This is a genomic window from Micromonospora sp. NPDC002389 (assembly GCF_040296095.1).
Taxonomy (GTDB): Bacteria; Actinomycetota; Actinomycetes; order Mycobacteriales; family Micromonosporaceae; genus Micromonospora.
In genome coordinates this window covers 419,893-434,897 of sequence record NZ_JBEOWP010000002.1, presented here as the reverse complement: position 1 = coordinate 434,897, position 15,005 = coordinate 419,893, and the positions used below count along the sequence as shown (strand labels likewise).

The 15,005-nt window shown below is 73.6% G+C and carries 16 protein-coding genes; 8 read left to right on the top strand and 8 right to left on the bottom strand.

Translation table 11 applies throughout. The features are described 5' to 3' along the window. Positions 1-100 precede the first annotated feature (100 nt). The 6 genes from rbfA to rimP all read right to left on the bottom strand — a co-directional run bounded on the left by rbfA (position 101) and on the right by rimP (position 6,251). The gene (rbfA, locus tag ABT008_RS05190) at positions 101-598 is read right to left on the bottom strand and encodes a 30S ribosome-binding factor RbfA (RefSeq protein ID WP_350693769.1); all 498 of its coding nucleotides are present in this window, start codon (positions 596-598) and stop codon (positions 101-103) included. 142 nt (positions 599-740) lie between these two features. Next, on the bottom strand, positions 741-1,034 hold the full coding sequence (locus ABT008_RS05185; protein ID WP_350693767.1) for a DUF503 domain-containing protein: 294 nt from the start codon (positions 1,032-1,034) through the stop codon (positions 741-743). A 90-nt stretch (positions 1,035-1,124) separates the two neighbouring features. Next, positions 1,125-4,115 carry a translation initiation factor IF-2 gene (gene infB, locus ABT008_RS05180; RefSeq protein WP_350693765.1) on the bottom strand — a complete coding sequence of 997 codons (2,991 nt, stop codon included), beginning with the start codon at positions 4,113-4,115 and terminating at the stop codon, positions 1,125-1,127. 153 nt (positions 4,116-4,268) lie between these two features. Further along, a complete protein-coding gene (locus tag ABT008_RS05175) occupies positions 4,269-4,505 on the bottom strand; it encodes a YlxR family protein (RefSeq protein WP_465796248.1) in 237 nt (78 codons plus the stop codon). Between the two features lie 49 nt (positions 4,506-4,554). After that, entirely contained in the window at positions 4,555-5,598 is a 1,044-nt protein-coding gene (gene nusA / locus ABT008_RS05170) for a transcription termination factor NusA (RefSeq protein WP_350693762.1), read from the bottom strand. Next, the gene (gene rimP / locus ABT008_RS05165) at positions 5,595-6,251 is read right to left on the bottom strand and encodes a ribosome maturation factor RimP (RefSeq protein WP_350693760.1); all 657 of its coding nucleotides are present in this window, start codon (positions 6,249-6,251) and stop codon (positions 5,595-5,597) included. Before rimP ends, nusA begins: the two co-directional genes overlap by 4 nt. Before the next feature lie 174 nt (positions 6,252-6,425). On the opposite strand from rimP, the gene ABT008_RS05160 reads away from it, so the two are divergent. The 7 genes from ABT008_RS05160 to ABT008_RS05130 all read left to right on the top strand — a co-directional run bounded on the left by ABT008_RS05160 (position 6,426) and on the right by ABT008_RS05130 (position 12,996). Continuing rightward, on the top strand, positions 6,426-6,938 hold the full coding sequence (locus ABT008_RS05160) for a hypothetical protein (RefSeq protein WP_350693758.1): 513 nt from the start codon (positions 6,426-6,428) through the stop codon (positions 6,936-6,938). Then, positions 6,935-7,396: a ferritin-like domain-containing protein gene (locus ABT008_RS05155; protein WP_350693757.1), complete on the top strand. Its 462-nt coding sequence runs from the start codon at positions 6,935-6,937 to the stop codon at positions 7,394-7,396. Before ABT008_RS05160 ends, ABT008_RS05155 begins: the two co-directional genes overlap by 4 nt. 82 nt (positions 7,397-7,478) lie before the next feature. Next, positions 7,479-8,060, top strand: coding sequence for a PadR family transcriptional regulator (locus ABT008_RS05150; protein WP_350693756.1), 582 nt, complete (start codon positions 7,479-7,481; stop codon positions 8,058-8,060). Positions 8,061-8,152: 92 nt separating this feature from the next. Further along, positions 8,153-8,866, top strand: coding sequence for an ABC transporter ATP-binding protein (locus ABT008_RS05145; RefSeq protein WP_350694078.1), 714 nt, complete (start codon positions 8,153-8,155; stop codon positions 8,864-8,866). After that, positions 8,863-11,610, top strand: a complete 2,748-nt coding sequence (locus ABT008_RS05140; protein WP_350693754.1) for an FtsX-like permease family protein — start codon at positions 8,863-8,865, stop codon at positions 11,608-11,610. The genes ABT008_RS05145 and ABT008_RS05140 overlap by 4 nt, the downstream gene beginning before the upstream one ends. A gap of 78 nt (positions 11,611-11,688) precedes the next feature. Further along, positions 11,689-12,207, top strand: a complete 519-nt coding sequence (locus tag ABT008_RS05135; protein ID WP_350693753.1) for a nitroreductase/quinone reductase family protein — start codon at positions 11,689-11,691, stop codon at positions 12,205-12,207. A 69-nt stretch (positions 12,208-12,276) separates the two neighbouring features. Continuing rightward, a complete protein-coding gene (locus ABT008_RS05130; protein WP_350693752.1) occupies positions 12,277-12,996 on the top strand; it encodes a nucleotidyltransferase domain-containing protein in 720 nt (239 codons plus the stop codon). Between the two features lie 12 nt (positions 12,997-13,008). On the opposite strand, the gene ABT008_RS05125 is transcribed toward ABT008_RS05130, so the two are convergent. After that, positions 13,009-13,725, bottom strand: a complete 717-nt coding sequence (locus ABT008_RS05125; RefSeq protein WP_350693750.1) for a VIT1/CCC1 transporter family protein — start codon at positions 13,723-13,725, stop codon at positions 13,009-13,011. Next, positions 13,722-14,579 (bottom strand): type I methionyl aminopeptidase, encoded by an 858-nt coding sequence (gene map / locus ABT008_RS05120; RefSeq protein ID WP_350693749.1) that lies wholly within the window; start codon positions 14,577-14,579, stop codon positions 13,722-13,724. Before map ends, ABT008_RS05125 begins: the two co-directional genes overlap by 4 nt. 94 nt (positions 14,580-14,673) lie before the next feature. Between map and ABT008_RS05115 the strand changes: the two genes are divergently transcribed. After that, complete coding sequence (locus tag ABT008_RS05115; protein ID WP_350693747.1) at positions 14,674-14,988, top strand: STAS domain-containing protein; 315 nt, start codon at positions 14,674-14,676, stop codon at positions 14,986-14,988. Positions 14,989-15,005: the final 17 nt, after the last annotated feature.

The following is a 15,005-nucleotide window of genomic DNA, read 5'->3' as shown; positions in this document are numbered from 1 at the left end:
TCGGCGGAGACCGCCGGCCCCTCGGCCGCGCCGGGGCGGGCCGGACTCGGCAGCGCCGCGCCCGGGCCCGACTCGGTCAGCGCACCGCCGGAGGGGGCGGTCACCGCCGCTCCCCGCTCCGGGTGTCGTCCGTGTCACCGGTGCCGGGCTGGTTCTCGGCCTCGTCGGCCTCGTCTTCCTCGTCGTCGAGGCGGTAGGGCTGGGCCTCACCGGCGTACTCGGCCTTGGCGGCGAGGCGCTGTACCTCCGCGTCGGCGGTCCGGGCCGCCGCGAGCAGGTCGTCGATGTGCTTCACCTGGTCCTGCACGTCGTCCAGGATGAAGGTGAGGGTCGGCGAGTGGCGCAGCCCGAGCGCCTTGCCGACGGTGCTGCGCAGCATGCCCTTGGCGCTGTCCAGCGCGGCGGCGGTGCCTGCCTGCGCCGCCGCGTCACCGAGCACGGTGTAGAAGACCGTGGCGTCGCGCAGGTCGGCGGTTATCCGGGCGTCGGTGATAGTGATCATGCCGAGCCGCGGGTCCTTGATCTGGCTTCGCACCACCGACGCGACCAGTTCACGCACCCGCTCCGCATGCCGGCGTACCTTGGCCGGATCCGTCATCTCCGCCACCTCCACGGCGTCCCGCTGCCGGACGGAACCGGCGACGCCGTCACCGGAGCCCGCACCGACCCCAACACTGGAAACCCTACCCGCGCCACGTGCTCCGGCGCGCGGGGCGGCAGGTGGCCGCGACCGCCACCGGTCAGTCCTCCGCGCCGTGCAGTCGGCGGCGCACCGACAGCAACTCGACCTCCGGTCGACCGGCCACCAGGCGCTCGCACGAGTCGAGCACCTCACGGGCGTGCGCCGCCTCTGCGGCCACGACCGCCACTCCTATCTCGGCTCGACCGTGCAGGTCGAGCGCACCCACCTCGGCGGCCGACACCTCGAAGCGGCGCAGTGCCGCCACGATCGGCCGTACGTACGATCTCTTCGCCTTCAGCGACCGGGAGTCGCCCGGCAGCAGCAGGTCGAACACTGCGGTTGCGGTGAACATCGCTGCGGACACTACCCGCACCCCACCCCACATGATCAAGGGGTTTACGCCATTCGGCGTAAACCCCTCGATCAGTGCGTCACTACCGGATCAGGCGCGAACCTTCTCCCGCATCTCGAAGGTCTCGATGATGTCGCCCGGCTGCACGTTGTTGTAACCGGACAGCGTCAGACCACACTCGAAGCCCTCGCGGACCTCGGTCGCGTCGTCCTTGAACCGCTTGAGCGAGCTGATCGTGATGTTGTCCGCCACGACCGTGCCGTCGCGCAGCAGGCGCGCCTTCGCGTTGCGCCGGATGATGCCCGACCGGACGATGCAACCGGAGATGTTGCCGATCTTGGACGAGCGGAAGACCTCGCGGATCTCCGCGCTGCCCAGCTCGACCTCCTCGTACTCCGGCTTGAGCAGGCCCTTGAGCGCCGCCTCGATCTCCTCGATGGCCTGGTAGATGACGGTGTAGTACCGGATCTCCACGCCCTCGCGGTCGGCCATCTCGCGGACCTTGTTGGAGGCCCGCACGTTGAAGCCGATGATCGTGACCGGCTCGGACGAGGCGCTCGCGAGCATGACGTTGCTCTCGGTGATCGCGCCGACGCCCCGGTCGAGGACCTTGAGCTGGACCTCCTCGGGAATGTCGAGGTTGAACAGCGCGTCCTCCAGGGCCTCCACCGAACCGGAGACATCGCCCTTGAGGATGAGGTTGAGCGACGTCTTCTCGCCCTCCTTGAGCTGCTCCATGAGCGTCTCGAGGGTGGCCCGGCCACGGGAGTTGGCGAAGGCCGCCGCCCGCCGCCGCGCCTGGCGCTGCTCGGCGATCTGCCGCACCGTGCGGTCGTCCGCCGCGGCGAGGAAGGTGTCACCGGCACCGGGCACCGCGGTCAGGCCGAGGACCATGACCGGACGCGCCGGGCCGGCCTCGGTGACCTGGTTGCCGTTCTCGTCGAGCATCGCCCGGACCCGGCCGTGCGCCCCACCGGCGACGATCGAGTCGCCCGCCCGCAGGGTGCCCTTCTGCACCAGCACCGTCGCCACCGCACCACGGCCCTTGTCCAGGTGCGCCTCGATGGCCACACCCTGCGCCGGCCCGTCGGTCGGAGCGGTCAGCTCCAGCGACGCGTCGGCGGTGAGCAGCACGGCCTCGAGGAGTTCCTCGATGCCGATGCCGGGCTTCGCGGCCACGTTGACGAACATGGTCTCGCCGCCGTACTCCTCGGCGACCAGGCCGTACTCGGTCAGCTGCTGGCGGACCTTGTCCGGGTTGGCCTCCGGCTTGTCGACCTTGTTGACCGCAACCACGATCGGCACGTCCGCCGCCTTGGCGTGGTTGAGCGCCTCGATGGTCTGCGGCATCACGCCGTCGTCGGCCGCCACCACCAGGATCACGATGTCGGTGACCTGGGCACCACGGGCACGCATGGCGGTGAACGCCTCGTGACCCGGGGTGTCGATGAAGGTGACCGCCCGGTCCTCGCCCTCGTGCGGGACGTGGACCTGGTAGGCGCCGATGTGCTGGGTGATGCCACCGGCCTCGCCGGCCACCACGTTCGCCTTGCGGATCGCGTCGAGCAGCTTGGTCTTACCGTGGTCGACGTGACCCATGACGGTCACCACCGGCGCACGGCTGACCAGGCGGTCCTCCGCGACCTCGGCGTCGAGGTCGATGTTGAACTGCGCGAGCAGTTCGCGGTCCTCGTCCTCCGGGCTGACGATCTGCACGTTGAAGCCGAGGTGCTCACCCAGCAGCAGCAGGGTGTCGTCGGAGCACGACTGGGTCGCGGTGACCATCTCGCCCAGGTTGAACATCTCCTGGACCAGCGAACCCGGGTTGGCGTTGATCTTGTCGGCGAAGTCCGACAGCGAGGCGCCACGGGAGAGCCGGACCGTCTGCCCCTGACCCCGGGGAGCACCCGAGCTCATGGTCGGGGCCGACAGGTTGTCGAACTCCTGTCTGCGCTGCTTCTTGGACTTGCGACCACGGGTCGGCTTGCCACCCGGACGCCCGAAGGCACCGGCGGCACCGCCGCCACGGCCACGACCGCCGCCACCCGGACGACCGCCGCCACCGGCCGGACCGCCCGGCCGGAAGCCGCCACCAGCACCGGCACCGCCGCCGCCACCGGGGCCGCCACGGTAGCCACCGCCACCGCCGCCACCACCGGGGCCGCCACGGTAGCCACCGCCACCGCCGCCGCCACCGGGGCCGCCACGGTAACCGCCGCCACCGCCGCCACCCGGACGACCGGCACCGCCGCCACCGGGGCGACCGGCACCCGGGCCACCCGGACGACCGGGACGCTGACTCGGCATGGAGGCCGGGCTGGGCCGCGGCGGCATCGAGGCGGGACTCGGCCGCGGCGGCATCGAGGCCGGGCTGGGCCGGGGACCACCGGCACCGGCGGCCGGCGGCCGCTGCTGCTGGCTGCCCTGGATACCGAAGGGGTTGTTACCGGCGCCACGCGCCGGCGGGCGACCCTGCCGGCCACCCGGGCCGGGGTTCGGGCCACCGGGACGACCCGCAGCCGGGGAACCCGGGCGGGGCGGCATGGTGCCGGGACCGGGCCGCGGACCCGGACGGGCGCCACCGTCGGCCGGAGGCTCCCGGCGGACGTTCTCGCGCTGCTGCTGGCGGGCGGCCTGCGCGGCCTTGACCGCGGCCTCCTGCTCGGCCTTCAGCGCGGCGGCGCGCGCCTCGGCGGCGGCCACCTCGATGTCGTGGGCACTCGCCGGCTTGGCGACCGGGGTCGCCGACGGCGGAGGGCCGGGAACCGGCGCCTTCGGCTTCGGCCCGGGCATCGCCGGACGCCGCGGCGGCGTCGGCTTGGCGGTGACCCGGGGCTCGCCGGGGGTCGACGGCGGGGCGGGTGCTGCCGCCGGAGCCGGTGCGGCCGACGGCGCAGCCGCCGGGGCACCAGAGCCGCCGGAGGCGACGAACGCGTTACGAAGTCGCCGGGCGACGGGCGCCTCGACGGTGCTCGACGCGGACTTGACGAACTCGCCCATTTCCTTCAGCTTGGCGAGAACGGTCTTGCTTTCGACCCCGAGCTCTTTCGCAAGCTCGTGTACGCGGGCCTTGCCTGCCACTGCACTCCTCACTCCGAGGTCGTGCGGGCAGCACCCGCAGCGACCTCACTCGTGCACTTGAAGCCTGGTCATTTCTGGGACTTCATCGTGTGCTCATGTCGGTCGTCCTACCTTGCTAGCGGCCACACCCGGTCGGATGACCGGACGTGGTGGTTAACGCGTCAGGTACTCCGCGAGGGTGCCGTCATCTGGAACCCCGGCGAGGCGCAGCGCGCGCCCGAAGGCGCGACGCCGCACTGCCTGCGCGAAGCAGGCCGGATCTGGGTGCATGTTCGCTCCCCGACCCGGCAGTCTGCGGGCCGGATCGGGTCGAAGGCTGAATCCAGCCTCGTCACCGACCGCGACGATCCGCAGTAGTTCACTGGCCGGCGCCCGCCGTCGGCAACCCACACAGGTGCGCTCCGGCAGCGCGCGTCGTGCCACTGGAAAGAGTCTACCCCTAGCTACCCGAGACCGCTCCGCCTGGCTCCCGGACGTGATCGGCCCCCGGGCGGCCGCTGGAGCCGGCCTGTTCGGCGTCGGACCGGATGTCGATCCGCCAACCGGTCAACCGGGCAGCAAGCCGGGCGTTCTGCCCTTCCCGCCCGATCGCCAGGGAGAGCTGGAAGTCCGGCACGGTCACCCGGGCCGCCCGGGCACCGAGGTCCACCACCTCGACCCGCAGCGCCTTGGCCGGCGACAACGCGTTGCCGACGAAGGTCGCCGGGTCGTCGGACCAGTCGATGATGTCGATCTTCTCGCCGTGCAGCTCGCTCATCACCGCCCGGACCCGCTGCCCCATCGGGCCGATGCAGGCGCCCTTGGCGTTGACTCCGGGAGCGGTGGACCGGACCGCGATCTTCGTACGGTGACCGGCCTCACGCGCGATCGCGCTGATCTCGACCGTACCGTCGGCGATCTCCGGCACCTCGAGGGCGAAGAGCTTCTTCACCAGGTTCGGGTGGGTACGCGACAGCGTGATCTGCGGGCCGCGCATCCCCTTGGCCACGTGCACCACCACGCAGCGGATCCGCTCGCCGTGGGTGTACCGCTCCCCGGGCACCTGCTCGGACTGGGGCAGCACCCCCTCCAGCTTGCCCAGGTCGACCGTGACGATGCCCTTCTCGGCGCGGGCCTCGTGCGCCTGCACCACACCGGTCACCAGGTCACCGTCGCGGCCGGCGTACTCGCCGAAGTGCACCTCGTCGGTGGCCTCCCGCAACCGCTGGAGGATGACCTGTTTGGCGGTCATGGCGGCGATCCGCCCGAAGTCGTGCGGAGTGTCGTCCCACTCCCGATCCACGGTGCCCTCGTCGCCCAGTTCCTGGGCGTAGACCAGGGCCACGCCGGTCTTGCGGTCGATCTCCACCCGGGCGTGCGCCTGCGCACCCTCGGTGTGCCGGTACGCGGTCAGCAGCGCGGTCTCGATCGCCGCGAGGATCGTGTCGAACGGGATCTCCCGCTCGCGCTCGAGTGCGCGCAGCGCCGCGAGGTCTATGTTCACCTCTCCTCGTCCTCCACATCATCGTCATCGTCATCGTCGTCGAGGTCTTCTGATTCGGCCAGTTCGTCGAGGCGGCTGAACTCGACCTGCACCCGGCCCGGCCCCAGCTCGGCGTACGCCCACTCGGCGCGCTCGGTGTCGGTCTCCAGCACCACGCGCTCGTCGTCGGCCTCCACCACCCGCCCGGTGACCTGCCGGTCGCCGGCCGTCCCGCCACCACGCACGGTCACCCGGACCAGCCGGCCCACGTTGCGCCGCCAGTGCCGGGGCAGGGTCAGCGGCCGGTCCACGCCCGGCGAGCTGACCTCCAGTTGGTACTCCCCGGCGACGATGTCGCCGCCGGCTTCCTCGGCCGCGTCCAGCGCCGCCGAGACCGCCCGCGACACGTCGGCGACCGCGTCCAGGTTGATGCCGCCGTCGGCATCGACGATCACGCGTACCACGTGTCGCCGGCCGGCCCGGGAGACGGCCAGGTCCTCCAGGTCGTAGCCGGCCTCGGCCACGACCGGCGCGATCACCGCGCGCAGCCGCTCGCGGCGGGCGGACAGGTCGCCCCGGCCACCCTGCGCACTGCGCGGCGCGGGACCACCTCGCGGAGCCTGGCCGCCACGGGGTCGCCCCGTCGTTCTGGTGGCACGGCCACGCTGCGTCATCTGTTGGACCTTCCACTACTCGTCGGCCGCCACGCCGGTACGCCACCGGTGCGGGCGCGCCGGTGGTTGCGCAGAGCGTAACGCGCCCGGCGGAGGAGAGCCCGGGCGGCGCACCGGCGCCACCGCGCCACACGGCCCACGCCGATGGTGTTGACTTGTCCGGTGGTGATGGGCATGACGAGTCAATCGGACGGGTCCGCCGAGCTGTCCCGGCGCACGGTCCTGCGGGCCGGTGCGCTGCTGGCGCTGGGTGGGGCCGCCGTGCCGCTGAGCGGTTGCGGTCTCTTCGGCGGGGACGAGCGGCCACCGGAGCCGGATCCGCTGGCCCCGCTGGTGGACGAGTCGCTGAGTCTCGCCGCGGGGCTGCGCGCCGCCGCCACCGCCCACCCCGACCTGGCCGCCCGGCTCGTCCCGCTCGCCGAGTCACACGAGGCACACGCGGCCGAACTGGCCCGGTTGACCGGTGCCGCGACGCCGTCCGCCTCGGCCGCACCGACCGGGCCGTCCTGGTCCGCACCCGCCGTCGGGCCGGGCGAGCCGACCGCCGCGCTGGCCGCGCTGCGCCAGGCCGAGCGGTCCGGCCGGGAGTCGGCCAAGGCCGCCTGCGCCGCCGCGCCCGCCGAGCGGGCCGCGGTGCTGGGCTCCGTCGCCGCCGCCCGTGCCAGCCACCTGGAGGCGCTGCGATGAGCGGATGGACCACCGGGCGCGGTGCGCCCGCCGGGCCCGGTGAGGCGCTCGCCGGGGCGTTGACCGCCGAGTACGCGGCCATCTGGGCCTACGGCCCGATCGGAGTACGCCTGCCCCGTGACGAACGAGCGGCCGCCGCCGAGGCGGAAGCGGCCCACCGGAGCCGGCGGGACGCACTGGTGATGCAGCTCAGCACCGGTGGCGGGACCGTGCCGCCGGACCGGGCCGGCTACGCCCTGCCCTTCCCGGTGACCGACCGGGCCAGCGCGCTGCGGCTCGCGATCGTGGTGGAGGAGCGTACGGCGGCGTTCTGGCGGGCGGCGCTGCCGGTCAGCACCGGCGCCGAGCGGGAACGCGCCCTGGCCGCTCTGGTCGAGTACGCGGTCCGGGCGACGCGGTGGCGGCGGAGCGCCGGCACCACCCCGCTGACCGTGCCGTTCCCGGGTCGCCCCGCCTGAGGGACACGCCCGTCGATGGGTAGGCAGCATCACGGTCCGCACCGGTTGCGGATGGCATACCAGGTATGCATACTCCGGTTCCATGTCCATCCGTCACGGCCTGCTCGCCCTGCTCGAACGCGGCCAGATGTACGGCTACCAGCTCCGGGCCGCCTTCGAGGAGTCGACCGGCTCCACCTGGCCGCTCAACATCGGGCAGGTCTACACCACCCTGTCCCGGCTGGAGCGGGACGGGCTGGTGCGGTCGTTGCCGGAGAGCGAGGCCGGGCAGCGGCCGTACGAGATCACCGAAGCCGGACGGGCGGACCTGACGCTGTGGTTCGCCACCCCGATCAGCCGCAACGACCGTCCCCGGGACGAACTGGCGATCAAGCTGGCGTTGGCGCTGACCACACCGGGGGTGGACGTTCGCACCGTGGTGCAGACCCAGCGCACCGCGACGATGCGGACACTCCAGGAACTGACCCGGCTGAAGTACTCCAGCGACCGGCCCGAGGACCTGCCGTGGCGACTGGTGCTGGACGCGATGGTCTTCCAGGCCGAGGCGGAGGTGCGCTGGCTCGACCACTGTGAGAGCAGCCTGGTGCGGCACCGCCCCCCAGCCTCCGGCCCGACGCCACTGCCCGAGGCGGCGGGCCGCAGTGGTGAGGAGGCGTGGCGGTGAGCGCGGACGACCGGCCCGCGTCGGCCACCCGCGACACCCCCACGGCACCTGACTCCCGCCGACCCGACGGCGCCGGACCCGACCCGGAGGCGGTGCTGGAGCTGCGGGGCGTGCACCGGACGCACGGCAGCGGCCCGGCCGCGGTGCACGCGCTGCGCGGGGTGAGTCTGGTCGTCCGCCCCGGCGAACTGGTCGCCGTGATGGGTCCCTCCGGCTCCGGCAAGTCCACTCTGCTGACCCTGGCCGGCGGGCTGGACAGCCCGACCGACGGTCACGTGCTCGTCGAGGGACAGCCACTGCACGCCCTGGACCGGCGTGGTCTGGCCCGGCTGCGCCGTCGCCGGATCGGCTACATCTTCCAGAACCTCAACCTCATCGGCAGCCTGACCGCCGCCGAGAACGTCTCCCTCCCCCTCGAACTCGACGGCGCGGGCGTACGCCGGGCCCGCCGGCTGGCGCTCGACGCGCTGACCGAGGTGGGTCTCGCCGAACTCGGCGACCGTTTCCCCGACCAGCTCTCCGGCGGCCAGCAGCAGCGTGTGGCAATCGCCCGGGCACTGGTCGGCGAACGGCGTCTGGTGCTGGCCGACGAGCCGACCGGGGCGCTGGACTCGCAGACCGGTGAGGCCGTCCTGCGGCTGCTGCGCCGCCGGGTCGACGCCGGAGCGGCCGGCGTGCTGGTCACCCACGAGGCGCGGCACGCTGCCTGGGCGGACCGGGTGGTGTTCCTGCGCGACGGCGTGGAGGTCGACTCGACCGCCCCGCTGGTCGGCGTCGACGCACTGCTCTCCGGCAGTCCTCGGTGAGCCTGCGCTCCCAGTCGCGGCCGGTGCACGACCTCCCACCCGAGCGGCCCCGCCGGAGTCGGTCGGCCGAGACTCTCGGTTCCTGGCGGGCCGCGCTGCGGATCGCCCGGCGCGAGGCGACGCGGGCCCGTGGGCGTACCGCCCTGGTGCTGGCGATGATCGTCCTGCCCGTACTGGCCCTGTCGTTCATCGCGGTCAGCGCGGACATGGCCCAGCTCGATCCCGCCGAGAAGATGGACCAGCGGCTCGGCAACGCCGACGCGGAACTGCGGGTGGTCAGTGCGGGACAGGTCACCCAGAACGCCGACGGCAGCGGTTGGAACGCGCCGGCGGACCGGATCCCCGAGACGGTCACCGTGGACGACATCCTCCGGTTGCTCCCGGCGGGCAGCCGGGTCCTCCCGGTACGCCGCTGGGTGCCGCTGCCGGTACGGGACGGCACCCGGATCCGCGACGACGTACCCGCCACCGAGGTCGACCTCACCGATCCGCTCGCCGCCGGCCTCGTTCGGGTCCACGAGGGTCGGGTGCCGGCCACGGCCGACGAGGTCGCGCTGAACCGGGCCGCTCGGCGCGCCCTCGGCGTCGACGTCGGAGGCGTGCTCAGCGCCGGGGACGGCACCAGGAACTGGACCGTCGTCGGTGTGGCCGAACTCCCGGAGTCGCTGGAGCCGATGGCGTTCCTGCGTCCCGCCGGTGAACCGTCGGGCTCGCTGCAGCACGACACCGTGTTCCTGGTCGACCTGCCCGGGCCGGTGACCGAGGACCTGTTCCGCCACCTCAACCGCAACGGGGTGGTGGTCGGTGCCCGCGTCTCCGCTCCGTCGAGCCCGGTGGAGGCGGTCCGTCCGCTCGGCAACAGCCTGGGCGCGGAGGCGATCGGCACCGGGATGCTGATCGGCGGACTGGGCCTGCTGGAGGTGGTCCTGCTGGTCGGCCCGGCCTTCGCGGTGGGGGTCCGGCGACGGCGGCGGGAACTGGCACTTGTCGCCGTGGCGGGCGGCGACGCGGCCCAGCTCCGCCGCGTGGTGCTCGCCGACGGCGTGCTGCTGGGGTGCCTCGGTGCCGGCGTCGGGGTGGCGCTCGGCGTGCTCTCCGCGTTCGCCGCCCGGCCGCTGGTCGAGGAGTTCGTCTTCCAGCACCGCTTCGCCGGGTACCGCGTCTGGCCGGCGGCGCTGGGCGTGATCGCACTTGTCGCCGTACTCGCCGGGGTACTGGCCGCGCTCGCGCCGGCCTGGACCGCCGCCCGGCAGGACGTGGTCGCCGGGCTCGCCGGTCGACGCGGCGCACCCACCCACCGGCGGCTCTGGCTGGCGCTCGGTGTGCTGCTGGCCGTCACCGGGCTGGTCATCGCCGGGATCGGCGCGGCGATGGTCCGGTCGTCGGTCATCCTCGCCGGGTTGGTGCTCGGCGAACTCGGGCTGGTCTTCGCCACGCCGACGCTGGTCGGGCTGCTGGCCCGGCTCGGCCGGTTCCTCCCGCTGGCGCCCCGGATCGCCGTCCGTGACGCCAGTCGCAACCGTTCCTCGACCGCGCCGGCCATCTCGGCGGTGATGGCGGCGGTCGCCGGCAGCGTCGCCCTGGGGGCCTTCCTGGCCAGTGACGACATCCGATCCGACGGGCAGTACCGTCCGCTGCTGCCGGACCGGACGGTGCTGGTCACCGCCGACGACCCGGCGGCCGACGGTCCACTCGGCCGGGACGCCGTCACCGCTGCGGCCCGGGACCATCTCGGTGCCGCGACGGTCGCCCCGCTGATCGAGGCCGGCTGCCGGCCGGTCTTCGACGCCTGCCTGGTGAGCGCGGTGCCGCCGCCGGACCAGGTCTGCCCGTGGCGCCCCTACGACACGATGAGCGAGGCAGACCAGCGGCGGGCCCGGGCCGACCAGCGCTGTCAGGGGCCGGCCGAGGACCACCTCGACGGCTACTTCCAGGTGGCGGTCGACGACGGCGCGGCGCTGCCGATGCTCACCGGCGCGACGCCGGCCGAGGTCGCCGACGCCACGGCCGTCCTGCGCGCGGGTGGCGCGGTGGTCACCGACCCGCGCTACCTCGCCGACGGCCGCCTGCACCTCCGGGTCGAACCGGACGACGACCGCGCGGTGGACGCGGCCACCACGACCGTGCCCGGGTACGCGACGCGGAGCGACCTGCGACCACCCTGGCTGCTGCTCTCGCCCGCCACGGCCGACCGCCTCGGCCTCACCGTCCGGCAGACCGGTTGGGCGGTCGCCGCCGACGAGCCGCCGGGGCAGCGGCAACGCGACCGGTTCGTCGACGCGTTGAAGTCCCTCGGTCCGGTCGGCGCACAGTTCGAGGTCGGCAGGGGCTTCGGCCTCACCGAGCCGCTCCTGCTCCTGCTCGCCGGAGTCTCGGCGCTGGTGACCGTGGGGGCCGCCGGGATCGCCACCGGACTCGCCGCCGCCGAGGGGCGGGCCGACCTGTCCACCCTCGCGTCGGTCGGTGCCGGTCCGGGAGTGCGAAGACTGCTGTCGCTCTGCCAGGCCGGGGTGATCGCCGTGCTCGGCTCGTTGCTGGGCATCGTCGCCGGGCTCGGCTCGGCGGCGATCATCCTGACCTTCACCAACCGACGGTTGACCGAGGGGTGGCCGGTGGAGTCGCCGTACCCGCTGGTGGTGCCCTGGCTCACCCTCGGTGTGCTGGTCGTGGTGCCGCTGGTGGCGATGGCCGGGGCGGCGCTGCTGACCCGGTCCCGGCTGCCGGTGGAACGCCGGCTGGACTGAAGGGCGGAGCGGCGGCGGGCCCCGGCACGTCGGGCGGCGGCGTTGTCGTACCGACGCCGGTGGATGCAGAATGTCCCGATGTCCATAGTGCGAGACGTGACCCGCCGGATCGGCCACCACCCCTGGTTCGGCGCCACGGCCCGGCTGCTGGTGCCGCTGGACCGGGCGGTCGGCCGGCTGACCAAGGGTCGAGTGGTCGCGCTCGGGCTGGTGCCCTCCCTGGTCATCACCACCACCGGCCGCCGCTCCGGCAAGCCGCGCAGCAACCCGCTGCTCTATGTGCCGGACGGCGACGGGTACGTGGTGGTCGGCTCCAACTGGGGGCAGACCCAGCAGCCCGCCTGGTCGCTGAACCTGCTCGCCGAGCCGCGCGCCGAGGTGGACGTGTCCGGGCGTCGCATCGCGGTCCGCGGCGAGCCGGCGACAGGCGCCGAACGCGAGCGGCTGTGGCGACTGCTGGTCGACGCCTGGCCCGCGTACGAGGCGTACGTGCGGCGGGCCGGCGACCGGGAGATCCGGGTCTTCCGGTTGGTGCCGACGGCCTCCGGCACGCCCGACGGCACGGACGCGCCGGACGGGCCGCCCCCGCCGCACTAGGGTGTGCGGTGACCGGGCCGTCGCTGCCGGCGACGGTCCGCACGGTGGCGCGATCGTGGGGTGGTCGGTGTGGACGGTGCCCAGGAGCACCGGGACGATCCCCGGTGGCACGTGGCCGAACGCGTCGCCGAGGCGGTCCGCCGACGCTTCCCCGCCGACGTGCTCGCCGTCGCGGTGCACGGGCCGCTCGCGCACGGCGACGACGACGGCGGAGGGGACAGCGAGGTCGGGCTGCTGGTGGTCACGTACCGACCCGGCACCGGGCCGCCCTCGGCCACCCGGCGGGTCGACGGGGTGCTCATCGACCTGACCGTGGCCGCCGCCGAGGAGCGCCTGCGTCAGGCCCGGCAGCTCACCTCGCGCTGGCCGCTGACCGCCGACCGGTACGTGACGACCCGGCCGCTGCACGATCCGACCGGGTGGCTGCGCACCCTGCGGGACGAGCACCTCGGGCGGCTGGCGAGGGCGCGTCCGGCCGAGTTCAGCGGCGCCGCCCGGCGGGCGTGGTATCGGGGCAGCGCCGCGCACGCGCGGGCGGCCCGGCTGGCCGAGTGGTACGAGACGGACCAGGCCCTGCTGATGCTCGGCGAGGCGCGGCTGGCCGCCGCGACCGTCAACGGGCTGCTCAGCCGCACCTACTTCCGCGACTCCGGCGACGCCGTCCGGCGGACCGGGCTGGCCGGGGCGGACATGACCGAGGTGGGTGCGGTGCTGGCCCGCCAGTCGGCGGAGCTGACCGCCCGGGGTCGGCCGGTCGACGGGACCGTCGACGACCTGCTCGCCGGCTGACCGCGCGTCGGCTCAGCCCAGGCCGCCCTGCACGCCGATCAACGCACCGACCAGGTAGGTGGCCGCCGCGGCGGCGGCGCCGAGGAGCAACTGCCGCATCCCGCCGGTCCACCAGCGCCGGTTGGTGAACCGGGAGACGACCGCGCCGGCCACGAAGAGCCCGAGCCCGCCCACCGCCAGGGCCAGCGTCAGGCTGGTCGCGCCGAGAAGGTACGGCAGCAGCGGCACCAGCGCGCCGACCGAGAAGCAGAGGAACGACGACAGCGCCGCCGCCCACGGGTTGGGCTGCTCGTCCGGGTTGACACCCAACTCCTCCTGGACGTGCATCCGCAACGCCTGCTCCGGATGCTGGCGGACCGCCTCGGCCACCTGGACGGCAAGATCCTCGGGCAACCCCCGCGCCATCCACATCTCGGCGAGTTCCCGGGCCTCCTCCTCGGGGTGGCGTTCCAGCTCGCGCCGCTCCTTGGCCACCTCGGCGGCGATCTGCTCGTTGGCCGAGCGGACACTCGTGTATTCCCCGAGCGCCATCGAGATCGCACCGGCGACCAGACCGGCGGTGCCGGTCAGCACGATGGCCTGCGGCGAGACGCCGCCACCGCCGACGCCCGCGATCAGGGCGATGTTGGTCACCAGCCCGTCCATGGCACCGAAGACGGCGGGTCGCAGCCACCCGCCCGAGACGTCCGCGTGGTGGTGCTCCCGCAGTGCCGCAGGGGTGTCGGTCACGGCAGCGTCAGGATCTCGTACCCGTCCTCGGTCACCAGCACCGTGTGCTCGAACTGGGCGGTCCACTTGCGGTCCTTGGTGACCACCGTCCAGCCGTCCTCCCACATGTCGTACTGGTGGGTGCCGAGGGTGATCATGGGCTCGATGGTGAACGTCATGCCCGGCTCCATCACGTCGGTGGGCCGTGGGCTGTCGTAGTGCGGCACGTAGAGGCCGCTGTGGAACGCCTCGCCGATGCCGTGGCCGGTGAAGTCGCGCACCACGCCGTAGCCGAACCGCTTCGCGTACGACTCGATGACCCGGCCGATGACGTTGATCTGCCGGCCGGGCGCGACGGCCTTGATGCCCCGCGTCATCGCCTCGTGGGTCCGCTCGACCAGCAGCCGGACCTCCTCGTCGACCTCGCCGACGCAGAAGGTGGCGTCGGTGTCGCCGTGCACCCCGCCGATGTACGCGGTCACGTCCACGTTGATGATGTCGCCGTCGGCCAGCACCGTGGAGTCCGGGATGCCGTGGCAGATCACCTCGTTCAGGCTGGTGCAGCAGGACTTCGGGAAGCCCTTGTAGCCCAGCGTCGACGGGTAGGCGCCGTGGTCGATCAGGAACTCGTGCACCACCCGGTCGATCTCGTCGGTGGTCACACCGGGCTTGCAGTGCTCACCGGCGAGCTGGGTGGCCTGCGCGGCGAGCCGCCCGGCGACCCGCATCTTCTCGATCGTCTCCGGCGTCTGCACGTGCGACCCCTGCCACGGCCGGGGGGACTTCTTGCCGACGTACTCGGGTCGGACGATGTGGGCGGGCACCGGCCGCCACGGGGAGAGCGTGCCTGGGGTCAACGGCGCACGGACGGTCATGCGGCAAGCCTATCGCCGTGCCCCGGGTGGCCCCCACCACCATCGGTGGCCCACGGTTGTTGCCCTACCACAACCGCTGTGTCAAGGTGTCAGCGTGGATCAAGGGGGAGCACCGCCCGTCTTCTCCGCCAGCGCGGAGATCGACGGTGATCACCTCCGTGTGGTGGTCACCGGCGAGGTGGACATGGCGACCGCGGACACCATGATGCAGACCGCGCTGCGCGAGCCGGCCACCCGGCTGACCCTCGACCTGCGCGCGGTGACCTTCTTCGACTCGGCGGCGATCCACGCGGTGGTGCGGCTCGCCGGTCACTATCCGGACACCCTGGCGGTGCTGCCGTCCCGGCAGGTCAGTCGCGTGCTGCACATCGCGGGTCTGGGCGAGCAGCGCTGGCTGCGGCCGGTCTGACCCGCCGGCCCACCGGC